The 22437-nt window shown below is 37.0% G+C and carries 19 protein-coding genes; 3 read left to right on the forward strand and 16 right to left on the reverse strand.

All coding sequences use genetic code 11. The features are described from left to right. Window positions 1–287 precede the first annotated feature (287 nt). The 3 genes from JOD96_RS18795 to JOD96_RS18805 all read left to right on the forward strand — a co-directional run bounded on the left by JOD96_RS18795 (window position 288) and on the right by JOD96_RS18805 (window position 6313). Window positions 288–3806, forward strand: coding sequence for a nitrate reductase (locus JOD96_RS18795; protein WP_209565763.1), 3519 nt, complete (start codon window positions 288–290; stop codon window positions 3804–3806). A 94-nt stretch (window positions 3807–3900) separates the two neighbouring features. Beyond that, window positions 3901–5340, forward strand: a complete 1440-nt coding sequence (locus tag JOD96_RS18800) for a rubredoxin (RefSeq protein ID WP_209565764.1) — start codon at window positions 3901–3903, stop codon at window positions 5338–5340. A gap of 391 nt (window positions 5341–5731) precedes the next feature. After that, on the forward strand, window positions 5732–6313 hold the full coding sequence (locus JOD96_RS18805) for a hypothetical protein (RefSeq protein WP_209565765.1): 582 nt from the start codon (window positions 5732–5734) through the stop codon (window positions 6311–6313). 229 nt (window positions 6314–6542) lie between these two features. Here the strand turns inward: JOD96_RS18805 and moaA are convergent, their stop codons facing one another. The 16 genes from moaA to JOD96_RS18885 form a co-directional block, all read right to left on the reverse strand. Next, the gene (gene moaA / locus JOD96_RS18810; protein ID WP_209565766.1) at window positions 6543–7550 is read right to left on the reverse strand and encodes a GTP 3',8-cyclase MoaA; all 1008 of its coding nucleotides are present in this window, start codon (window positions 7548–7550) and stop codon (window positions 6543–6545) included. Then, on the reverse strand, window positions 7537–8451 hold the full coding sequence (moaCB, locus tag JOD96_RS18815; protein ID WP_209565767.1) for a bifunctional molybdenum cofactor biosynthesis protein MoaC/MoaB: 915 nt from the start codon (window positions 8449–8451) through the stop codon (window positions 7537–7539). The genes moaA and moaCB overlap by 14 nt, the downstream gene beginning before the upstream one ends. Before the next feature lie 8 nt (window positions 8452–8459). Further along, on the reverse strand, window positions 8460–8891 hold the full coding sequence (locus tag JOD96_RS18820) for a molybdenum cofactor biosynthesis protein MoaE (protein ID WP_042563010.1): 432 nt from the start codon (window positions 8889–8891) through the stop codon (window positions 8460–8462). 178 nt (window positions 8892–9069) lie between these two features. Then, window positions 9070–10146: a HesA/MoeB/ThiF family protein gene (moeB, locus tag JOD96_RS18825; RefSeq protein WP_209565768.1), complete on the reverse strand. Its 1077-nt coding sequence runs from the start codon at window positions 10144–10146 to the stop codon at window positions 9070–9072. A gap of 9 nt (window positions 10147–10155) precedes the next feature. After that, complete coding sequence (locus JOD96_RS18830; RefSeq protein ID WP_209565769.1) at window positions 10156–10392, reverse strand: MoaD/ThiS family protein; 237 nt, start codon at window positions 10390–10392, stop codon at window positions 10156–10158. A gap of 2 nt (window positions 10393–10394) precedes the next feature. Further along, window positions 10395–11183 carry a uroporphyrinogen-III C-methyltransferase gene (gene cobA, locus JOD96_RS18835; protein WP_209565770.1) on the reverse strand — a complete coding sequence of 263 codons (789 nt, stop codon included), beginning with the start codon at window positions 11181–11183 and terminating at the stop codon, window positions 10395–10397. A gap of 5 nt (window positions 11184–11188) precedes the next feature. After that, window positions 11189–11761 (reverse strand): molybdenum cofactor guanylyltransferase, encoded by a 573-nt coding sequence (locus JOD96_RS18840; protein ID WP_209565771.1) that lies wholly within the window; start codon window positions 11759–11761, stop codon window positions 11189–11191. A gap of 192 nt (window positions 11762–11953) precedes the next feature. Continuing rightward, complete coding sequence (locus JOD96_RS18845) at window positions 11954–12700, reverse strand: sulfite exporter TauE/SafE family protein (RefSeq protein WP_209565772.1); 747 nt, start codon at window positions 12698–12700, stop codon at window positions 11954–11956. Window positions 12701–12903: 203 nt separating this feature from the next. After that, a complete protein-coding gene (glp, locus tag JOD96_RS18850; RefSeq protein WP_209565773.1) occupies window positions 12904–14076 on the reverse strand; it encodes a gephyrin-like molybdotransferase Glp in 1173 nt (390 codons plus the stop codon). A gap of 177 nt (window positions 14077–14253) precedes the next feature. Then, the gene (locus JOD96_RS18855) at window positions 14254–14502 is read right to left on the reverse strand and encodes a DUF6755 family protein (RefSeq protein WP_209565774.1); all 249 of its coding nucleotides are present in this window, start codon (window positions 14500–14502) and stop codon (window positions 14254–14256) included. A gap of 24 nt (window positions 14503–14526) precedes the next feature. Further along, on the reverse strand, window positions 14527–15039 hold the full coding sequence (locus tag JOD96_RS18860; RefSeq protein WP_209565775.1) for a Rieske (2Fe-2S) protein: 513 nt from the start codon (window positions 15037–15039) through the stop codon (window positions 14527–14529). A gap of 9 nt (window positions 15040–15048) precedes the next feature. After that, entirely contained in the window at window positions 15049–15618 is a 570-nt protein-coding gene (locus tag JOD96_RS18865; RefSeq protein WP_209565776.1) for a 4Fe-4S dicluster domain-containing protein, read from the reverse strand. An 18-nt stretch (window positions 15619–15636) separates the two neighbouring features. After that, window positions 15637–17853 carry a molybdopterin oxidoreductase family protein gene (locus JOD96_RS18870; RefSeq protein ID WP_209565777.1) on the reverse strand — a complete coding sequence of 739 codons (2217 nt, stop codon included), beginning with the start codon at window positions 17851–17853 and terminating at the stop codon, window positions 15637–15639. A gap of 96 nt (window positions 17854–17949) precedes the next feature. Beyond that, the gene (locus JOD96_RS18875) at window positions 17950–18999 is read right to left on the reverse strand and encodes an MFS transporter (RefSeq protein WP_209565778.1); all 1050 of its coding nucleotides are present in this window, start codon (window positions 18997–18999) and stop codon (window positions 17950–17952) included. A 28-nt stretch (window positions 19000–19027) separates the two neighbouring features. Further along, complete coding sequence (locus tag JOD96_RS18880; protein ID WP_209565779.1) at window positions 19028–20620, reverse strand: magnesium transporter MgtE N-terminal domain-containing protein; 1593 nt, start codon at window positions 20618–20620, stop codon at window positions 19028–19030. A gap of 16 nt (window positions 20621–20636) precedes the next feature. Continuing rightward, window positions 20637–22112: an MFS transporter gene (locus JOD96_RS18885; RefSeq protein ID WP_209565780.1), complete on the reverse strand. Its 1476-nt coding sequence runs from the start codon at window positions 22110–22112 to the stop codon at window positions 20637–20639. Window positions 22113–22437: the final 325 nt, after the last annotated feature.

Below are 22437 nucleotides of genomic sequence, written 5' to 3' on the forward strand. Positions count from 1 at the left end.
TTAATCCATTGGCATATTACAACATTATCTTTCGGACATTCAGTCCCAGTTTTAAAAGTTCGACTTTCCATTGCAAAAAAAATAAAGACCCTGTAAAGGCTCATCTCCTTTCTTACGAGTTCTGATTTTAGCAGATTAAAAACTAATTTGTTGTCCCTCATTTAATTTCACCAAAAATAAAAAATAAAGTTCAAAAATTAAGTATTAATACGTAAAAATACTTATTTTTGTATACGTGATTTATTTAGAATCACAAATGCAATAGTAAGTATCAAAAAAGAACTGTAATGCAAAATACCAAAATCAAAACTACCTGTTCCTATTGTGGCGTTGGCTGTGGCATAATTGTCACCAACGATGCCAAAAATGGTGTAATGGTCGAAGGTGACAAAGATCATCCTGTAAATAAAGGAATGTTATGTTCTAAAGGAATGAATTTGCATTACGTAGTTAATGATACTTCAGACCGAATTCTGTACCCAGAAATGCGTGGCAGCAAATCGTATCCGCTGGAACGCGTAAGCTGGGATACTGCTCTTGACCGCGCCGCAGCTGTTTTTACTTCAATCATAAAAAAACACGGACCAGACAGCATTGGTTTTTATATTTCAGGCCAGTGTTTAACCGAAGAATATTATCTGGTAAATAAACTGGTTAAAGGCTTTCTGAAAACCAATAATATCGACACCAACTCCAGGCTTTGCATGAGCTCTGCCGTTGTAGGTTACAAAAAAACTTTTGGAGAAGATTCTGTACCAATCGCTTATGATGATATTGAACTGGCTGATACATTTCTAATTACAGGTGCAAATCCTGCCTGGTGCCACCCTATTCTATTCAGACGAATTGAAAAACATAAAGAGAAAAATCCGAAGATAAAAATCATTTGTATTGATCCGCGCCGAACCGATACCGCTGCTTTTGCCGATCTGCATTTGCAGATTATTCCGGGTTCGGATATTATTCTGTACCACGCCATTGCAAAACGCATTATCGAAAAAGGCTACGTAGATCATGACTTTGTAAAAAACAATGCCGAAAATTTCAAACCATATAAAGATCTTGTTTTAGGAACTTCTTTAGAAAAAGCTTCCAAACTCTGTGGTATTTCGGTAAACGATATCAAACTCGCCGCAGACATTATCGGAAAAGCAAAAGGATTTATTTCGCTTTGGGCAATGGGATTAAATCAAAGTGCTGTCGGGGTAGATAAAAATACGGCTTTACTAAATTTATCTTTATTGACAGGACAAGTAGGAAAACCTGGCTCCGGCCCATTTTCCTTAACCGGTCAGCCAAACGCAATGGGTGGACGAGAAGTTGGCGGAATGGCAACTTTATTGGCCGCACACAAAGAAATTGCCAATCCGGAACACAGAAAAGAAGTTGCCGATTTTTGGGGAGTTGATGAAATTTCTGATAAACCGGGATTAACAGCAACCGAAATGTTTGATGCTTTGGAGTCTGGAAAAATGAAAGCGGTCTGGATTATCTGTACCAATCCTCTGGTAAGTTTGCCAGATTCCCGACGTATCGAAAAAGCACTTCAAAACGCTAAGTTTGTTGTCGTTCAGGATATTTCGCATAATGCCGACACGGCAAAATATGCTGATTTGTTATTACCTGCTGCCGGATGGTTAGAGAAAGAAGGAACCATGACCAACTCTGAGCGCCGTATTTCTTATCTTCCAAAAGGAATTAACGCGCCCGGAGAAGCACTTCCGGATATTGAAATTTTAATTCGCTTTGCTAAAAAAATGAATTTCAATGGATTCAATTTTAACAGTGCCGAAGAAATTTACAAAGAGCATTGTGCGCTTACCAAAAACACCAATATTGATATTTCTTTCTTAAACTATCATCGTTTAAGAAATGAAGGAACTTTTCAATGGCCGGTTCCTGATTATGGGCATCCGGGCACTCCGAGATTATTTACCGATAAAAAATTCTATACCCCATCAGGAAAAGCGATTTTTAATCTGCCCGTTTCTATTGAAAATACATCTGTTCAGCCCAATGCTGAATTTCCTTTTATTTTAACCACCGGAAGAATTCGAGATCAATGGCATACAATGACCAAAACCGGAAAAGTATCGCGATTATTAACGCATATTCCGAGCCCGGTTTTAGAAATAAATCCAATTGATGCTTTCAAAAATGAAATAAAAAATGGTGACATTGTTACCGTTAAAAGCAAAAATGGTGAAGTTCGTGTAAAAGCAAAAGTAACCGATTCTATAAAAGAAAAAGTAGTTTTTCTGCCTATGCACTGGGGCAAACAGCTTGAAAATGACTTAAACCGAACCAATAATTTAACCAATACGGTTGTTGACCCAATCTCAAAAGAACCAGATTTTAAATACACCACTGTTTCGATTACCAAATATGTAAAACCATTTCAGAAAATTGCAATTGTGGGTGCCGGAGCAGCGTCTTTCAGGTTTATACAAAATTACAGAGAATTCAACTCAACCGATGAAATCATTGTTTTTTCGAATGAAATAAACCCATTTTACAATCGCGTTCTGCTTCCTGAATATATGACAGGAGAATTTAGCTGGGAACAGCTTTTAAAAGTAAAAGATGGCGAGGCTTTCAATAAATTAAAAATTACCATGAAAGCCGGAGTAGCAATTGATAAAATTGATGCAAACCAAAAAACAATCGTCGACAGCCTGGGTGAAATTCACACTTTTGATTCGTTGATTTTAGCCACCGGAAGCCGTCCTTTTATCCCCGAAAATGCACAGCTTCATCTTCCCGGCCGATTTACCGTTAGAAGAAAAGAAGATGCTGACCGCTTAAAAAAACACCTCGACAGTACCAATCTTCCGCCAGAAGAGCAGCATGTTGTGATTATCGGAGGAGGTCTGCTAGGCTTGGAACTGGCTGCAGCATTAAAACACAAAAAAGTTAAAACAACAATCGTTCAGAGAGCTTCGCGCTTAATGGAAAGACAGCTGGATCTTATTTCGAGTAAATTACTGGCCGAGGAAGTACAGCTCAGGGATATTCAGATTTATTTTGATAATGAAGTGAGTACCGTCTTTGATACCGATAATCCAAACGAAATAGAAATCGCTCTGAAAAGCGGAAAAATAATAACAGCAAATGCTATTGTTTATACAATAGGAACGATTCCGAATATAGAAATTGCACGCGAAACAGGTCTTGCCTGCGGACGTGGCGTAAAAGTAAACCAATATCTGCAATCATCCCATCCTGATATATTTGCAATTGGTGAGATTGCAGAATTCAATAATAAACTTTTTGGAATTACCTCTGCAGCCGAAGAACAGGCTGATATTCTGGCCAACTTTTTGGCAGGCGACATCAGCAGTTATTATAAAGGTTCTATTTTAATGAATATTCTAAAACTGGAAGATATTAATCTATGCAGCATTGGGGATATCGAAATTCCCGAAAATGATGATTCTTATGAGGAAATTGTTTTTACCGATTTAAAACAGCGCTATTACAAAAAATGTATCGTAAAGAATGATTTGTTGGTCGGTGCTATTTTAATGGGCGATAAAAATGAATTTGCCGAATTTAAAACAATGATTGAAAGTAAAATCGAATTATCGGACAAACGAAATTCATTGCTAAGAGGAAGTTCAACAGCCAAACCGGTTTTAGGAAAATTAGTGTGCTCCTGCAGTCAGGTTGGAGCCGGAAATATAGAAGAGACCATAAAAAGCGGTGTAAATAATTTTACCGATTTGTGCAAAAATACAGGCGCAGGCCTGGGATGCGGCAGTTGCAAAACAGAGGTTAAAGAGATACTGGCAAAGTGTAAAGTTTAAAATTTTGTTCCAGGTTTTCTTTGTTTCAAGTTTCAGGTTAACCCCTTGCGCATAAACTTGAAACGTGAAACATGAAACTAAAAAACTAAAGAAAATGGAATTGACAAGACTTATAGTAAAAGGCGGCGTGATTTCGCCGGGAGAACTTAGAGAAATTGTAAACATCGCAACAGATCAGGGGCTGGATTCTATTTCTTTTGGATCCAGACAGGATATTATTTTTCCTAAAGGTTTTAAATCTTTTCATGAAGAAGATTTTGGAAAACATCACTTTGTTTACCCCGACCAAAAGAGCGGAAATAATATTGTTTCGTCTTATGTTTCCACTGATATTTTTAGAAATACAAACTGGCTCACCGGAACCCGCTTCTTGTATATTTTAGAAGAATTTAAAGAACACCCAAAACTAAAAGTCAATATCACAGATCCTAAGCAGCAATTGGTTCCTTTGTTTACGGGACACCTTAATTTTGTTGCATCAGAGCATGAAGATTACTGGTATTTGTACATTCGTTTGCCAAAATGGGAACAGATGGAAGTTTATCCGGTTTTGGTTTACAGCTGGGATCTGGCCAAAATATATTATGAAATAGAAAAAATTGTTGAAGAAGAGTCTGTTGGTATCGAAATGCTTTTTACGCTGGTCAGCGAAGCTTTAGACACTAATAACAGAACAATTGACAAACCGCTGAATGTTCCTTTTTATCCATTTCCGTATTATGAAGGAATGAATAGAATGGGCATCGATCAATATTGGCTTGGTCTTTACTGGAGAAATAATCTGTATGATCTGGATTTTTTAAAAGAAATGTGTGATTTATGTTTTGAATGTAAAATTGGAAAGATCTGCATCACGCCCTGGAAATCTTTTATCATAAAAGGAATTCCAAAAGACCGAAAACTCGAATGGGAAAAATTTCTGGGAAAAAAAGGAATAAACGTTCGCCATTCCCTGCTGGAATTAAACTGGCATTTGCCTGTTGCCACAGATTGGTCTTTGAACCTTAAAACTTTTTTGGTTCGTACCCTCGATCAATTTGACATCAGTACTTACGGACTTAATTTCGGAATTTCAGAATACAATCGCGACGGGCACTATTTTACATCGATCGTAATTGAAAAAAATGAGCTTCCGGCTGCTTTGGAATCCATTAAAATAAGGGATACTTATAATGTCTTATTTGCAAAAAATTTCGACCCGAATACACGCGAATATATTGTGCATTCACAAGACATCGACAAACTCGAACTGCCTACAATCTTAATTGAACTGAGCCGAAAATATTTTGAAGAGCTCGGAAACTCAATTCCCGAAATAGAAAGTCCACAGAAAAAAGAAAAACCTCAATTGGATATCTACCAATGCCAGGAATGTTTAACGCTTTACAATTCGGAATATGGAGATGAAAGCCAGGAAATTCCGAAAGGTATTTTATTTGAAAACCTGCCCGAAACATTTTGCTGCTCTTTATGCGAGGCACCAAAAAGCAATTTCAGAATTTTGGACACGAGCGATAGCGAACTGACGAAGTAAATTGTAGAAAATTAATCTCATAGGATAAATTATTAGGAGCTATTTCCCGCTATCCGTTCCAATCTTTTGTGTCTCGTTAAAGAAACGAGACACAAAAGGATTTCCACTTCTATCGGGGCTAGGGCACTCGTATTCAATAACACCCTTTTCATAAAATTAGATTTCTTTTTATTTAGACAGCAATTTCTTCTGTTTTTTCATGTAGAATTGTTAAGAGATTTTAGTTTTGAATTTTACTTAAAAAACTAATATTTTAGAATTCAGCGCATTAACGTTAAATTCTCTTCAAAAACTTAACATTGCAAAGCTTGTTTTATAACTATCTTTACTTAACTGAAACTTAACAATTTGGTTACATTGTTATAAATATACTCATCTAAATCACATTTATATGGAAAACAAAAATGACGAAACTACTCCTGAGAAAATCGATTCTCCAACTACAGAAAATGTAAATTCGGCTACAGAAAATACGCCTCCTGCAAAAACACCAGTTCGCAAAACTACAACTGCAAAACCTGCAGCTTCAGCAACCGCAAAACCGGCTGCAGCGAAACCAGCTGTAAAATCAGCAACTCCGACAGCCACGGTAAAACCAACTGTACGCAGAACCCCGGCAAAAAAAGTAACGGCTCCTGTAGTAAAACCAGTAGTGATAGAACCAATATCTGAATTAAAAAACGAAAATATATCTGAGGTTTCGGAAACAGAAGAAACTGTAAAAGATAAATCTAATAAAAAGAAGAAAAAAGTGAAAGACAAAGAAAAGGACAAAGCGAAAAAGAAATTAGCCAAGAAAAAAGAAGAAGCTAAAAAAGACAAAAAGAAAGAAAAAGCGAAAAAAGCAAAACTAAAAGCTGCCGCTAAGAAAAAAGAGAAAGCAAAAAAAGCAAAGGATAAAGCCAAAGCAAAAAAAATTGCCAAAAAGAAAGCGAAGTCCAAGAAAAAAGCAAAAGCTAAAAAGAAAAAATAATATTAAGAAGGTTTGACTTGAAAAAGTCAGACCTTTTTTTTTGTCATCCTGAGCGAAGTCGAAGGACCACACCAGAAACTCGACAAAGTAATTCGACAAAGAAACGCACCTAAGAAATGCACCAATCTATGCGGAGTTTCTGGTGTGGTCCTTCGACTTCGCTCAGGATGACAAAACTTTGCGGTTATCTTTGTCAAAGTTTCAAACTTTGACAAAGATTTCTTAACCCCTACCCCCCAATCGCAATCATACTGCGATTATCAAAATGCTTTTTAGGATCATCCATTTCATCAATGGTTACCATTCCGGCTCTAACTTTCTTTTTACTTTGAATAGAAGAAGAAATTAAATCCGTAATCGACTCGCCATTTCTAAAAGGCGTTAAGAGATCGGTTTCAGCATTAGAGAAAAGACAGTTTTTGATTTTTCCGTCGGCAGTGAGGCGAATGCGGTTACAGCTGTCGCAAAACGGATTCGTAATCGAACTTATGATTCCGAAATCGCCCTGAAAATCTTTTATTTTATAAGTTCTCGCAGTGAAGTTTTTTTCGTCTTCCAGTTTTATAATTTCTCCTGCAGTAAAAGTATTCCCAACCAAAGATAAAATCTCATTTTGCGAAACCATTTTGCTTCTGTCCCACTCGTTTCCGGCAAATGGCATAAACTCAATAAAGCGAACAGAAATCGGTAAAAACTGCGTTAGTTTGACAAAATCGACAATTTCGTTATCATTAAAACCTTTCATCAAAACCACATTTACCTTTACATGAAAATCGTGATTCAAAAGCAAATGCAAATTATCGATTACTTTCTGAAACTGATTTCTAAGCGTAATGGTATGAAATTTAGACGCAACCAAAGTATCTAAACTCAAATTGATCTTTTTAATTTTAAATTGCTTTAAAACATCGATATGACGGTCAATTAAAATTCCGTTTGTAGTGATCGAAAGTGAAATATCAAGAGAAGCCAGTTTGGAAATGATTTCGGGGAAATCTTTTCTCAAAAGCGGTTCTCCGCCTGTCAGTCTAATTTTGTCTACACCATTTTGTGCGAAAGTCTGAGCGATACCAAAAATCTCGTCGGCCGTCATTAAACTGGCTTTTGGAGAAAGCGCAATTCCGTCTGCCGGCATGCAATACGTGCAGCGCAAATTGCATTTTTCCAGCAACGAAATGCGTAAATAATTGTGTTTACGCCCAAAACCATCCGTCAAAATAGTGTTAGAGGCTGTCATGATTTTTTCCTTTTAAAATGTGAAATACGTGCATTACATGCGGAAAAACAGCATCCATAGATTCGCTTGCTCCGTTTGTTGAGCCCGGCAATGCCAAAACCAGACTTTTACCCAAAGTTCCGGCAACAGTTCTGGACAGCATCGCATAAGGCATTCTTTGTTGACCGTAATCGCGAATCGCTTCTTCAATTCCCGGAATTCGGCTTTCTAATAATGGCGCCAAAGCTTCCGGCGTAACATCTCTTGGAGATAATCCGGTTCCGCCCGTAAAAATCACCAATTGGTTTTCTCCGGCAAAAGCCTTAGTTCTTTCCTGAATAATGTCAAATTCATCCGGAATGATTTCGTAATGCGATGTTTCTACTCCGTATGAATTTAATTTCTCGACTATAATTTTTCCGGAACGATCTTCTTTATCGCCGGCAAAAATAGAATCGGAACATACAAAAACAGCTGCTTTAATCGTATTTGGAAATTTATTTTTGAAAGAAGATTTTCCGCCTTCCTTATTGATTAATTTGATAGTCGAAATTTCAATTTCTTTATCAATCGGTTTCAGCATATCGTACATGGTCAATGCCACAATCGACGCGCCATGCATCGCCTCAACCTCAACTCCGGTTTTGTAAACAGTTTTGACATTGAAGATAATATGAATCTCCAAACCTTCAATCTTATACTCTACCGAAGTATATTCAATTGGAAGCGGGTGACAATCCGGAATGGATAAATGCGTATTTTTAACAGCAAACAATCCAGCCGTTTTGGCCATTTCGAGCACATTTCCTTTTGGAACCAAATTATTCACCACAGCGTCAATTGTTTCCTGTCTGCTGACTTTTACAATTGCAGTTGCGGTTGCTTTTCTTAACGTGCTTATTTTATGCGTAATATCTACCATTATATTTTTTAGGTATTTTGTTTCCAGGTGAAAGTATCGTTTTCAAACATTTCTTTGCCAAAAATCGGCACATCGGTTTTAATCCAGTTTACAATGGCTTCTGTGGCTTCATAAACTTGCTTGCGTCGTGTTGCCGAAACAAAAACAAACAGACAAATTTCGCCTGCCTTTACAACGCCCAAACTGTGGTAAATGTGCATGCAGGTTAAGTCAAATTTAGCAAATGCTTTTTCACGAATCGCATGCAAGGCTTCATTTGCCATGTCTGTGTAAGCAGAATAATCAATTGCCACCACGGTATTGTCATGAATTACATCGGCACGAACTTGTCCCAGAAAAATATTATGTGCGCCAATCGTGTGTTTCGATTGGTGTTTAGCGATTGACTCAGCTATAAATTCAGGAGCTATTGGCCCTTCTACAAATACATTTTTACTCATTGTTTTATATTTTTTGCCACAGATTAAAAGGATTTTTTTCTTACGCCACGAATTACACTAATTTCCGCGAATTAATTTTTGTTTTTTTTGAATAATAATTTGTGAAAATTAGTGTAATTCGTGGCAAAAAATTTTACACAAGTAATTCAAAAATCATTTTAATCATTTTAATCTGTGGCTATAAATTTATCTCAGTTGCTACTAATGGTTTCATTTCTAAAGCACCGCCAACGATACTTCTCACGTTTTTAAATTGATGTTTTTGAAGCAATTCTACCGCGATTTTACTTCTAATTCCGGATTGACAGAAAACATAAATTGTTTGGTTATTATTCAGTTTTTTGATTTGATTTTCCAGATGCAAAAGCGGAATCTGAATTTTATTTTTTAGACTTATTTCCGGAACTTCATCTTCATTTCTGACATCCAAAAACAAAACTTCATCATTATTTATTTGATCCAAAACAGCTTCAAATTTTATCTCCTGAACCTGATATTCAATTGTATAGTATTTTTCGTCGAAAGTTTCCTTGTTCATTAAAGCAACATCACTTTTATCGAAATCATATTTTTGCTGTTCGTTATTCAGGATATTATAAACCAGAATCTTACCACTTAAAACTTCGCCAATTCCCAGAATCATTTTTAAAACTTCGTTCGCCTGGAGCATTCCGATAATGCCAACCGAAATACCTATTACTCCGGCATCTTCGCAATTTAAGGCATTATTATTTTGATCGGGATACAAACATCTGTATGTGGGCCCATTTTGATAATTGAAAACCGAAACCTGTCCCTGAAACCTGAAAATCGATCCGTAAACCATTGGTTTATTTGTTACTAAACAGGCATCATTGATCAAATATTTAATAAAAATATTATCTGTTGCATCAACAACAATATCATATTTTTCAAATAACGAAATGGCATTTTTCCCTGATAATTTCTGCGGAATTGCATTGACTTTTACCAGCGGATTCAATTCTGAAATCATTAATTTGGCTTCTTCCACTTTTGATTTTCCAACAGCCGAACTTTTGTAAATTACCTGACGGTGCAAATTGGAAATCTCAATAACATCATCATCAACAATTCCGATTTCGCCCACTCCGGCCGACGCCAAATAAGGCAAAATTGCCGCACCTAAGCCTCCGGCACCCACAACCAAAACTTTAGCTTTCAGTAATTTGTACTGACCTTCATCTCCTATTTCAGGCAGTATCATTTGTCGATTGTATCGGTTTGATGTATCCATAAATTCTTTTTATCCTCCGGCAAACGGCGGCAATAAAGCCACAATATCACTAGTATGTAATTGATAATTTGCTGCTTTTGAAACTATTTTTTGATTTACAGCTACGCTAAAAGAAAGCGATTCAAACTGGTATTTTTCGTCTAAATCACGCAGCAAATCCTGCAGCGAAACTTCGGCGAAAGCCACTTTTTCGAACTCACATTTGGTCTTTTCGGCAACAGCTCCAAAATATTTAACCTCAATCATTTTTATAAATTTAAATTCTGAAATATAAATTCATCTTCAAAATGTTCCTGAAAATAGGAAATCCATGTTGAAGTTGTTCGCACCACTTCACCAATCACAATAATCGCCGGTGAGGATATGTTTTTTTCAGCAACCAATTTAGTAATTGTACTTACGGTTCCAACCACTTTTTGTTCTGAATTCTTTGTTCCGTTTTGAATAATAGCAATAGGCAAATCATCATTTCTATTGGTTTCATAAATAGAAATAATCTCACCCAATTTATGCATTCCCATTAAAATGACCACCGTAGCAGACGATTTTGAAGCCAAATGAATGTCTTTGGATAATTTATGATCGGAAGTTGTGCCGGTAATGACCCAAAAACTTTCGGCTACTTTACGTTGCGTTAAACTAATTCCAACCGAAGCCGGCACCCCTAAAGCCGATGAAATTCCGGGAACAATCGCAGTTTCAATTCCGAATTGTTCTGCGTATTCAATTTCTTCGCTTCCACGACCAAAAACAAAAGGATCTCCGCCTTTTAAACGTACCACATGTCCATGCTTTTTTGCCATAGAAACGATCAAATCGTTAATCTGGTCTTGTGTATAAGCGTGGCAGCCTAATCGTTTACCAACAAAAACAATTTCTGCATTTGCGGCATATTCCAATAATTCTTCGTTGACCAAAGCATCATACAAAACTACATCTGCATTTTGCAAAGCTTTGATGGCTTTCATCGTAATTAGTTCAACGTCGCCAGGACCTGCTCCTACAATCGTCAATTTTGGTGTTTTTAAGTTTCGCATAATCTTTAACTTAAATTGATATTCAGATCGTTTAATTCGTCTGTCGAATTAATATTGGTTAACGGAAAGTTTTCACTTTCTTCGATTTTGATAATCTGATGTGGCGTTTTCGCCAGTAAATCCATCATCTTTAACTCATTCGCTTCAATTGCTTCCTTCACTATCGGAAGAATATTTTTTGAATAAATACCAATTAACGGATGAATTCTGCTTTCGGTTGCAAAAACCGTAATTCCGGCTTCTTTTGTATGTTTCGAAATTAATTCTTTCAATAATTCACTTGAAATCAGCGGAATATCACAGCTTAAAATCAAATTGAATTCGGTCTCAGAATAGGTTAATGCTGTGTAAATACCTCCTAATGGCCCTCTGTCTGAAATAATATCTGCTATTTTTTCATACGGCAGATAATCGTATTCTTTAGATGCCGTGATTAGTTTTATTTGATCTGTTACAGGCAAAATCGCCTGAATGATATGTTCTATAAATGGCTTTTCCTGAAACAAAACCAATCCTTTCTCAGATTCCATTCGAGAACTTTTTCCACCGCAAAGAATAAATACTGTTAATTTTTCCATGTGTTTTTTTGTTTCAGGTTTCAGGTTGAAATGAGAAAAAATTTTACCGCAAAGTGCGCTAAGTTTTTTATTCATTTAGTATGCTGTGCTTTTAAATTAAGTTCGCAAAGCTTTGCGAACTTAACTTTACTATTTCTATAAACCGCTTTTACAAAACCTTGCGCACTTTGCGGTTAATTCTAATTATTACTTTCAAGGAAAAATCAATTTAATACTTGCCATTAAAATCACTGTTCCTAAAACCATTTTTAATGTTTTGTTAGAGAAAGAACCGCTTCCGTAATAGCCTCCCAGCATTCCTCCAATAACTGCAATCGGAACCAGATAGAAACTCTCCATCGGGATTGTTTTTCCTCCTAAAAGAAATCCTAACATTCCGGCAAATGAATTCACAAAAATGAACAAACTCGAAATTGCTGCGGATTCTTTTACTGATGCCCATCCTAAAAACAATAAAATCGGACTCAGGATAATTCCGCCGCCAATGCCTAACATTCCCGACAATAATCCGATTGCAAAACCGATTATTAAGGCAAACGGAAGATTGATTTTTACTTCTTCTTTTTCTTTAAAATTGAAAATTCCGAACAATCTCAAAGCGGCAAAAACCAGCACAATTCCCAAAATTATTTTATAAACCGTATTATCTAAAGTTACAAATCCGCCAATAAATGCAGCCGGAATTGAGGCTATTGCAAATGGATAAAACAGCTTGGGTTTGAAATAATTTTTTCGATAATAAAACAAAAACGAAATACTCGAAACAAACAGATTTAGTAATAAAGCCGATGGTTTCATTATCGAAATTGGAAAAGCAAAAATACTCATCAAAGCCAAATATCCCGAAGCCCCGCCGTGCCCAACACTCGAATATAAAAATGCGATTACAATTAATGCAAAACTAAATAAGACTATATTTTCGGAACTTAGAAGATTCATTTTTATGTTTTTGTTTCAGGTTTTATGTTTTTGTTTCAGGTTTTATTCTTTTGTTTCAGGTTTCAGGTTCTTAGCTATATGTTTTTATTTACACACTGCTTTTTATCACTAATATCAAAATCTATTTTCTTTATTCTATTCTCTTTATTCTCTTTCTTCTTTGTTCTTTCCTCTTTCTTCTTGCCTCTTGCCTCTAAAAAACTCTAATCTATCGGTAATAACGTCACAAGCTGATCTTTCTTATATTCTTCAACATCCTGTGGTACAATCAGTAAACTGTTAGCTACGGCAAATGTATTGAGCATGGCAGAACTTTGACCGTCCAGAACGGTAACATTGGTTTCGTCGTATTTTGCTTTTAGAAACAATGTTTTTCCTGTATTATTTTTAATATCAGAATTTAATTTTCGAACGAGTTTTGTTTTATGAATTTCCGAGAATCCTAATCTGTGTTTGATTGCGGGTGCAACATAAATGTAAAAATTGGTGAGCGACGAAGCCGGATTTCCGGGCAATGCAAAAACCAAAGTTTCATTTTTAGAGCCAAAAAACATTGGTTTTCCGGGTCTTTGATTGATTTTATAGAAAAGCTCTTCAACGCCGTTTTGCAATAATGCTTCTTTTACAAAATCATAATCTCCAACAGAAATTCCGCCGGAAATTAAAACCACATCATTTTTTTTCAGAATGCTTTTCAGTGCTTTTTTTGTCGCTTTAAGATTGTCTTTAACTCGGTAAACTTTCGTTTTTTTGATTCCGATTGTTTCCAAAGCCGCTTCTAGCATAATGGAATTACTTTCGAATATTTTTCCCTTTTTTAGTTTCTTTCCCGGTGCCAAAAGTTCGTTTCCTGTCACTAAAATAGCGACTTTTGGTTTTTTATAAACCTCAACTTCGGTGATTCCCAAGCAGGCTAAAAATCCAATTGCAGCGGGTGTAATCAAGGTATTGGCTTCAAAAACAATGTCATCTTTACCAATTTGCTCTCCTTTTGGACGAACGTTGGCGTTTTTCTCCGGCATGGTTGCGATCAAAATAGAATCTTTGCTGGCCATTACATGTTCCTGCATCACTACAGTATCTGCATGATCGGGTACAAAAGCACCTGTAAAAATTCGAATGGCTTCGTTGGGTTTCAATTTTATATTCGAATGATCACCCGCCTGAGAAGTCCCAATTATATCGTACTGATGTCTTATACTGTGCGTAAAAGCGTATCCGTCCATAGCCGATTGACGAAACGGCGGCATGTGAATTGGCGAAATCACGCTTTCTGCCAAAACATAACCCAGTGCTTTCCTTACGGGAATTAACTGCGTGGGCATTTTTGCGCTGTTCGCTTCAATAATTGCTATGGCTTCTTCTACTTTAATCATTAGGGCTTTTTTGTTATAAGCAAAAAAATACTTATTACAAATATAAGTATTTTTACTTAGTTTAAAACATTAGTATTTAAATATTATTTAAAAATATAAATTTAGCGTAATTCTTTTAAATACTTCCATAAAAGTCCGATAGCTTTTTAAGTTGCCATGATTATCTTTATTTTTTGTTTATTTTTTTCGGAAATTCCCCTTTGGAAGATAATACAGCCAGGAAAACCCGATAAGAAATAAAATAGCAGAAGCGATAAAGGCGGGAATTAAAATTTCTTTATTGTTTTCTAATGCATTGTTGAGAGATGCATACAAAAGCCATATCTGAATGCTGACATTTAGGATTAATATAAAAATAAGTGTCGACAGGATATTGTTTAGTTTATTAGGGTTGGCGCGATTCTGGCTTCTTCTAAATGTACTCATAAGTTTAAATTTAAGTGATAAAAACTAGCTGTCTTTTTTGGCTATGAATGCTTTTACAAAAATAGCATTTTCTTTGAACACAACTTCTAATTGCGGCAAAGCTCTTGGCGGCGGTCCGGCAATTACATCTCCCGTTTTAGCATCAAAAGAACCTTCGTGACAAGGACAATGAATGATTCCGGTTCCGGGTTTGTAAAACACAGAACACGAAAGGTGCGTACATTTTTGCTCGTAGGCTCTAAATTCTCCACTTTCTAAATGAATTAAAATATACGGAATTGTACTTCCTTCCAATACAAAACCTCTTGTTCCGCCAACGGGAACATCTTCTTTATTACAGATAAAATGTTCGCCCTGTACTTCTTCTTTTGGTAATAAAAAGGCTTTTGCAGTTACGAATCCGCTTCCTACCATTAATCCGCCGGAAACAAAAGTGAGGAATTTGGCAAAATCGCGTCGGCTGACCTGAGTCGATTCCTGTTTCTTTATAGGGAAATCTTTTTTCCAGTTTTGATTTAAATTATCTTCTTTTGACATGATTCTGGTTTAATAAATTCTTAATTCTGTACTGCCTTTTGGCATCATAATATTGACTTTTGTTTTGACTTTTTCCTGTCCAAAAATAAAATTATTGATTGGGGTACTATTGGGTCTCATTTCTTCGATTTCTGCCCTTGTTCCGTAAAACAAAGCTCCACTCGGGCAAACTGTGGCACACATTGGTTTTTTGCCCACACTTGTTCTGTCGTAGCACATGGTGCATTTCATCATCAAATCGTATTCTTCGACTTTTTTAGGAACTCCAAATGGGCAGGCCATTACACAATTCGAACAGCCAATACATCTTTCTGTACTTGCGGTATGCACTACGCCAAATTCATCCTGCGAAATTGCATCGGCAGGGCAAACATTGGCACAAACCGGATCTTCGCAATGCATGCAAACCTGTACGGTGGTCTGAATTGTTGCCGCACGATCGACGTAGTTTACGCTTATTAACGTTTGCTGCCCGTTGGTTTCACATTCGGCGCACGCCATTTCGCAGGCTTTACAGCCAATACAGCGCTGCATGTCTACAAAAAACTCTTCGTTTGTATTAAAATTAGTCAAATTCATAAGCTTTCTTTTTATAGATTAAACACTTGCATAGGCTTCTGATTCCTTTGATGGCGGTGCTATTTTGCCCAACGGATCTAATAAACAGGCACAGACTTTAAACTCGGGTATTTTTGAAATAGGGTCTAATGTGCCTGGCGTTAACTGATTGGCAGATTTGCTTCCCGGCCAGTGATACGGAATAAAAACGGTATCTTTTCTAATTGTTTCTACAATATTTGCCGGAAAAATTCCTTCTCCTCTTCGGGTTGCGACTCGTACTAATTCTCTTTGTTTGATACCGTATTGTGCTGCCAGTTCCGGATGAATTTCTAACATTGGTTCCGGAAACTGATCGACTAATTTCCCAATTCGGCGTGTTTGGGTTCCGCTTAAATATTGAGAAACGACACGGCCTGTTGTTAACGTTATCGGATATTCATCATTGGTGATTTCACCCGGCAATCGGTAGGGTGCGGGATTAAAATGTGCTTTTCCGTCTGGCGTTTTAAACTTTTTATCTTCCCATAATCTTGGCGTTCCAGGATGATCGTCTGTTGGGCACGGCCAGAAAACACCCATATTATCTTCGACTTTTTTATAAGAAATTCCGAAATAATCTGCCGTTCCTCCTTTAGAAGCTACGCGCAATTCGTTAAAAATTTCTTCGCTGCTGTTATAGGTAAATTTATCTTCTTCGCCCAGTCTTTTGGCGATTTCCAATAATATAGAAGTATCTGTTCTGGCTTCTCCCGGAGGCGTCACGGCTTGTCTGATTCTGATTACTCTGCCTTCTGCCGAAGTTGTTGTTCCCTCTTCTTCTTCCTGAAGAGATCCTGCCAATACAATATCTGCATGACGGGCCGTTTCATTCAAAAAGAAATCGATACAAACATAAAATTCTAATTTTTCTAGTGCTGCCCGCACGTAATTATTGTTGGGAAGCGAAACCAGCGGATTGAAACAAATGGAAATTAATCCTTTGATTTCGTCTCTGTGAATGGCTTCTATAATTTCATACGCCGTGAGTCCTTTTCCGGGCATGTCTTTTTCATCGATACCCCAAACTTCAGAAATGTATTTTCGATGTTCCGGGTTTTCAATATCTCTGTTTCCGGGCAATTGATCGCATTTGTGTCCGTGTTCTCTTCCACCCTGACCGTTTCCCTGTCCGGTTATAGTGCCATAACCACAATAGGGTCTCCCGATTCTTCCGGTTGCCAAAACGAGATTGATACAGCCCAAAACGTTATCCACTCCTTTTGAATGGTGTTCGATTCCTCTGGCGTGCAGTAAAAAACTCGTTTTTGCTTTTCCCCATAATTCGGCAGCCGCTTGTATTTTTTCCTTATCAATTCTGGTTACTTCTTCCGCCCACTCGAGTGTATAGTCTTTTACGGCGTCAATCGTTTCCTGAAATCCTGAGGTATAATTATCAATAAAATCATGGTCGAGCATGTCGTGGTCTACGAGATATTTGAGCATCGCTCCATATAAGGCAGAATCGGTTCCGGGTTTTACATCCAGATGAATATCAGCCGTTCTCGCCAGTGGAATAATCCTAGGATCGATTACAATTAATTTGGCTCCGCGGTCTCTGGCTTTCCAAATCCAATGGGTTAAGGTTGGAAAAGTTTCACTAATATTGGCTCCCGCTACAATGATCACTTCGGCATATTCCAAATCAGAATAATTGTTTGAAGCCCGGTCTAAACCAAATGCTTTTTTATTTCCTGCTCCGGCGCTTACCATACAAAGTCTTCCGTTGTAATCGAGATTTCTTGTTTTTAAGGCTACCCGGGCAAATTTCCCAACCAGATAACTTTTTTCGTTGGTTAAGGAAACTCCCGATAACATTGAGAAAGCATGTTTTCCGTATTTCTCCTGAATGCGTTTTATTTCAGAAACAGTTTTATCCATTGCCTCATCCCACGAAACTTTTTCAAACCCTTTTCCTTCTACTCTTTGTATGGGATACAAAAGTCGGTCGGGATGATTGTTTTGAAGATATCTCTGCACTCCTTTTGGGCATAAACGACCTTCATTAAAAGGAAACTCCATCCAGGGTTCAAATCCTACTACTTTATTTTCTTTGACCAATAATTGAATACCGCATTGCATGCCGCAAAAACAGCAATGTGTTTTTACAACTTCATCTGGTTCATCTCGTCCGTCATACCCGTCGACAGGTGCATAATTTAAATGCGGACCAAAAGCTTCAATTATTTTTTCGGTTGATGTAGGTAGTTTTGCCATTTTTGTTTTTTTGTTTTTTTTTGTTTCAGGTTTCAAGTTTCAGGTTGCTTACAGAACGTGAAACCTGAAACAATAAAAACCTGAAACTCTTATAAATTATCCAAATAAATTTCCGCCTTCGAGTCTGGCTTTTAAATGTGCTTGTGCTAAGCGGGATCTTTTGCCTTCCGGACTTAAATCTAGGTGTGATGTTCCGTCTTCGTGGGTAAAATCAAAACCTAATTCTTTGGTTACAATTTTTAAATCGTTGATATGAAGCTGGGTTGCAAATTCTTCTCCGGTGTGCGGGCAAATGGCCATTCCTTGTTTCATTCCTTCTTTTTTGTAAATATGTGCACCAATTTGTGCGGGACGCTGAATGATATGGAAGAATTTTCCAAACGGAATCCAAAGCAAAAACATAATTACGGTTACGGCGTGAATTACGGCTAAGAAATCATATGCAAACCCTTTCATGAATTGGTACGAATAGGTTAAGCATAAACCTGTAACCGATATGGCGATTAATAAGATCAATGGTAATAAATCACCTTCAAAAGTCTGTGTTGCAATAAGTCCCGGATTGGTCAATCTTCGTCTTAAATAATAAACCGAACCTATAATTACCAGCCACGAAGACCAGTTTAAGGCATGGAAAATTAAGAAAGCCATCACAGAACCAATTTGAAAATCCATCATTTTAAAGCCGAAGAAATGTGCTTCGTAAATAGAAATGGAATTGGGCGCCAATGTAAAATGAATCCACCCAAAGGTTAGCGGAATAGTTATCGCAAAAGCTGACATACAACCCAAAGCAATACAGAAGTGAGCAAACCAACGCCATTTGCTTCTTGGATATATGAATTTCTGAACAACGATATTCCCGACAGATTCTTTTCCTAAAAACCATAAGTGCGAAAAAACTTTTCCGGTAAAAAGGAATTTTAGGCTTCTTTTAAAATACATCCAGGTGGGCGGTCTCTGAAGCCAGACAGTATATCGATAAACGATTCCGAAGAAAGCGAATACGGTACCAAATAAATAGGTAACCAGCGCTGCATCAAAATTCTGCAGTTTTCTGGAGCCATAAAAAACGAGTACGATGGTGAGTATCGAAACCAGAGAAGCAACTAGTAATGCTTTGGTATTAAAGGTTTTATCTTTCATCCTTAATTTAAATTAAATGATTACTTATTTAACTTGGTTTCTCACAATTTTTACGATTGTAGCACCACCAATTGATACCTGTAGCTAATATAGTGAAAAAACAAACACCAATAAAGAATTGATTTACAGTACCATTAGCAGAAATATTATTTCCTATTAGCTTCGAAAATATAAAAGGTCCAAAAGCGGCTATCGCAGCTGTCCAGCCAATAACTCCTGCTGCCTGACGTGGATTTTCTTTAAATATGATAGGATATTGTCTAAAGGTTCCTGCATTTCCAATTCCGGTAAAAAAGAACATGGCCAAAATTACGGCTACAAAAAGAGGAAACTGATCCATACTGGTTGGTGCTACCAGCCCCTGAGTTACTAATATAATCGCTCCCGCTAAAATTCCTAGACCTGTAATGGTTGTTAAGATGGCGCCACCCACTTTGTCGGCTACAAAACCAAAGACAATACGGCTTGCAGAACCAATTAGCGGTCCGTAAAATGCATAAACCAATGGATCTGGCGCATTGGAAAAATCTCCGTAAAGAAATTTAATCATTAACGGAAAAGCGGCCGATAAACCGGCAAAAGTTCCAAATGTCATGACATAAGTTATGGTACAATACCAGGTATGTTTGTTAGAAAAGATATCCAATTGTTCTTTTATCGACGCTTTCATTGGTATACTTTTTAGATAAAACCAACTAATAATCGACATAATAATGAGGAAAGGAACAAACCAAAATGCGGCAGACTGCAGGAATATGGGTTTGTTTGTGACTGCTGTATTTTCGGGATTAATTTGATTTATAATTTTCTCTGCTAATTTTGGGTTTGCGTTTGCAATTGCTTTGGCCTTAGTTTTAACAGGAAGCGAAGCAAAAACAATCACTTTATCTGTAGTCTTTACGGCAGCAGTTACAGAATCGAGTACATTTTTCTTTACGTTTGAAAGTATTTTGGTCTGTACGTCAGCATCTAAGGCTGAAAAAACTTCTTTTTGTTTTTCTATAGAAGAAGTCTGAAAAACAGCTACAGTTTCTTTTGGATCTATACTTGTAAAACCAGCTGCGGCTCCATAAATTCCGACGCTAATAATAAGCGGTGTAACAAATTGTGCGATCGAAACACCAAAATTTCCAATTCCGGCCTGTATTCCCAATGCCGTTCCTTTTAGTCGTTGCGGAAAAAACAAACTGGTACTGGGCATGTAAGAAGAGAAATCTCCGCCTCCAAAACCTGTTGTAAAAGCTAATACAGCAAAAACCCAAAAAGGGGTATTGATGTTCATGATGGCAAAACCAATTCCGATTACGGGAATTAATTTTATTGCTGTGGCAAAGGATATTACATGTCGCGTTCCAAAAATCGGGAGGATAAAAGTGTGAATAATTCGCAGTAATCCTGCTGCTAATCCGGGAATTGCGGTTAACCAGAAAAGCTGGTCTTTAGAAAAATTAAATCCTAATCCCGGTAATTTAACTGCTATTACGCTCATCATAAACCAAGAGGCAAAGGACAATATTAAGGTTAAGGTTGTAATTGTTAAAGTTCTCCATGCGATCTTACTTCCGCCAGCATTCCAATACGCTTCATCTTCCGGGTTCCATTTGTCTAACCAAGTTTTCATCTTATTTGTATTTAATTTATTTATTGTCTTCTATTTCTCTGGTAAAATTTGGCGATTTGCTTCTCATAGCATTGATAATGGTTCTGTGCATCCATAAAAGACAGAGCACGGAAACTATAAAAATGAAGATCCAGGAACTGGTCCAGAGTCCGGTGTAATTGAGCAGGTAACCAAATATAATGGGTCCGAAAAATCCGCCTAACCCACCTATTAAGCCTACCATTCCGCCGACAACTCCAACTTCATTTGGAAAATATTCGGGTATGTGTTTATAAACGGCTGCTTTTCCTATTCCCCATGAGATTCCGATAAGTATGACCAAAACCACATAAACCCAAAGATTCGCGCTGAATTTAATTTGTGTAATGCCCTGCGCTAATAATTCTTTCTTTTTAACTTCCTGATTTTGTTTGACTATAATTTCCTGCCAGGAGTTTTTTACAGGAAAAACAGCATTATCGCTATTGTCTGTTATTTGTTTTGAATTAATTTGATGTGTTTTATCATTCACTACAACCTTATCTGCCGTTATAGCGGTGACGGTTCCATTGTTTGTCGCCATCACTCCGGGACCGGCGGTTAAGATTTCCATTTTTGGAAACATCAATAAAAAGCTGATTACGATTGAAGATCCCAAAACCCAATACATGACTTTTCTGGCTCCAAATTTATCTGAGAGGTAACCTCCAAATGCCCTTATAATTCCAGACGGTAAACTGAACATTGTCGCAAACATGCCGCCCATGACCAATGTGGTGTGGTAAACGTTCATAAAATTGGGAAGCAACCATTGTGAGTAGGCAACAAAAAAACCAAATACTAAAAAGTAATACGCTCCAAAACGCCATACACGTATATTTTTGAGCGGAGACATCAACTCGCCCATTGTTTTCGAGACACCCTGATTGGTTTTATTTTTGGCGAAAACAATAAAAAGCAAACCTATAATCACCAATGTTCCAGCGTATATAACAGGAAGTGTTTTCCAGCCGTTTATGGGATCTTGTTCTGATAAATAATTGAGTAAAGTAGGCGCGATAAAGGTGGTTATGGCAGCACCTGCATTTCCCATTCCGAAGATACCCAATGCTCTTCCCTGCCATTCTTTTGGGTACCAGATTGAAGTATATCCGATTCCGACTGCGAAACTCGTACCTACTAATCCGAAGAAGAAACTTAAAACGGCAAAAGTCCAGAAGGAACTCGCAAACGGAAGTAAAAAAAGCGGAACGGAGCACAATAACAACAAGGTTGAAAATATAATTTTACCGCCATATTTGTCTGTTAAAATTCCGATTGGGAGTCTAAAAACAGAACCTGATAAAATCGGAATCCCTAATAACCAACCCGTTTCTACCACTGTAAAATTAAAAATTCCTTTATCGACCAAATAGGTTATTAAAACCCCATTTAATGTCCAGCATGCAAAACATATGGTAAAGGCGAGTGTATTAAGAAATAAAATTCGGTGAGATTGAGATAAAGTACTCATAAAAGACTTTTAAGATTTTACTTGATATCAAGAGCATTCAACTCTTATTACTAAGCAAAATTAAAGCCTTACCTTCTGCTAAAAAATGACATATGTCATATTAAAGACAATATTATCTTTAATAAAATATTAAATAGATTTTTAAAGGATATTATTTGAAAATTAAAGTGTTACTATTGCAATTTGAGATATACCTGACGTTTTTTGAGTTATTTTTAATCAGAGTAAATAATTGCAGACAAGCAATTTAAATGTAAAATACTACAATTTCAATCCTTATCTCAATGTCAATTTAACATTTTATAAATTAACACTAAACACCTAT

Origin of the sequence: Flavobacterium sp. 1355, from assembly GCF_017833415.1 — a bacterium.
Taxonomy (GTDB): domain Bacteria; phylum Bacteroidota; class Bacteroidia; order Flavobacteriales; family Flavobacteriaceae; genus Flavobacterium.

Bases quoted from the DNA above. Each gene is read 5' to 3' on its own strand.
- JOD96_RS18795 (WP_209565763.1), top strand. From the start codon at position 288: ATGCAAAATACCAAAATCAAAACTACCTGTTCCTATTGTGGCGTTGGC.
- JOD96_RS18800 (WP_209565764.1), top strand. From the start codon at position 3,901: ATGGAATTGACAAGACTTATAGTAAAAGGCGGCGTGATTTCGCCGGGA.
- JOD96_RS18805 (WP_209565765.1), top strand. From the start codon at position 5,732: ATGGAAAACAAAAATGACGAAACTACTCCTGAGAAAATCGATTCTCCA.
- moaA (WP_209565766.1), bottom strand. From the start codon at position 7,550: ATGACAGCCTCTAACACTATTTTGACGGATGGTTTTGGGCGTAAACAC.
- moaCB (WP_209565767.1), bottom strand. From the start codon at position 8,451: ATGGTAGATATTACGCATAAAATAAGCACGTTAAGAAAAGCAACCGCA.
- JOD96_RS18820 (WP_042563010.1), bottom strand. From the start codon at position 8,891: ATGAGTAAAAATGTATTTGTAGAAGGGCCAATAGCTCCTGAATTTATA.
- moeB (WP_209565768.1), bottom strand. From the start codon at position 10,146: ATGGATACATCAAACCGATACAATCGACAAATGATACTGCCTGAAATA.
- JOD96_RS18830 (WP_209565769.1), bottom strand. From the start codon at position 10,392: ATGATTGAGGTTAAATATTTTGGAGCTGTTGCCGAAAAGACCAAATGT.
- cobA (WP_209565770.1), bottom strand. From the start codon at position 11,183: ATGCGAAACTTAAAAACACCAAAATTGACGATTGTAGGAGCAGGTCCT.
- JOD96_RS18840 (WP_209565771.1), bottom strand. From the start codon at position 11,761: ATGGAAAAATTAACAGTATTTATTCTTTGCGGTGGAAAAAGTTCTCGA.
- JOD96_RS18845 (WP_209565772.1), bottom strand. From the start codon at position 12,700: ATGAATCTTCTAAGTTCCGAAAATATAGTCTTATTTAGTTTTGCATTA.
- glp (WP_209565773.1), bottom strand. From the start codon at position 14,076: ATGATTAAAGTAGAAGAAGCCATAGCAATTATTGAAGCGAACAGCGCA.
- JOD96_RS18855 (WP_209565774.1), bottom strand. From the start codon at position 14,502: ATGAGTACATTTAGAAGAAGCCAGAATCGCGCCAACCCTAATAAACTA.
- JOD96_RS18860 (WP_209565775.1), bottom strand. From the start codon at position 15,039: ATGTCAAAAGAAGATAATTTAAATCAAAACTGGAAAAAAGATTTCCCT.
- JOD96_RS18865 (WP_209565776.1), bottom strand. From the start codon at position 15,618: ATGAATTTGACTAATTTTAATACAAACGAAGAGTTTTTTGTAGACATG.
- JOD96_RS18870 (WP_209565777.1), bottom strand. From the start codon at position 17,853: ATGGCAAAACTACCTACATCAACCGAAAAAATAATTGAAGCTTTTGGT.
- JOD96_RS18875 (WP_209565778.1), bottom strand. From the start codon at position 18,999: ATGAAAGATAAAACCTTTAATACCAAAGCATTACTAGTTGCTTCTCTG.
- JOD96_RS18880 (WP_209565779.1), bottom strand. From the start codon at position 20,620: ATGAAAACTTGGTTAGACAAATGGAACCCGGAAGATGAAGCGTATTGG.
- JOD96_RS18885 (WP_209565780.1), bottom strand. From the start codon at position 22,112: ATGAGTACTTTATCTCAATCTCACCGAATTTTATTTCTTAATACACTC.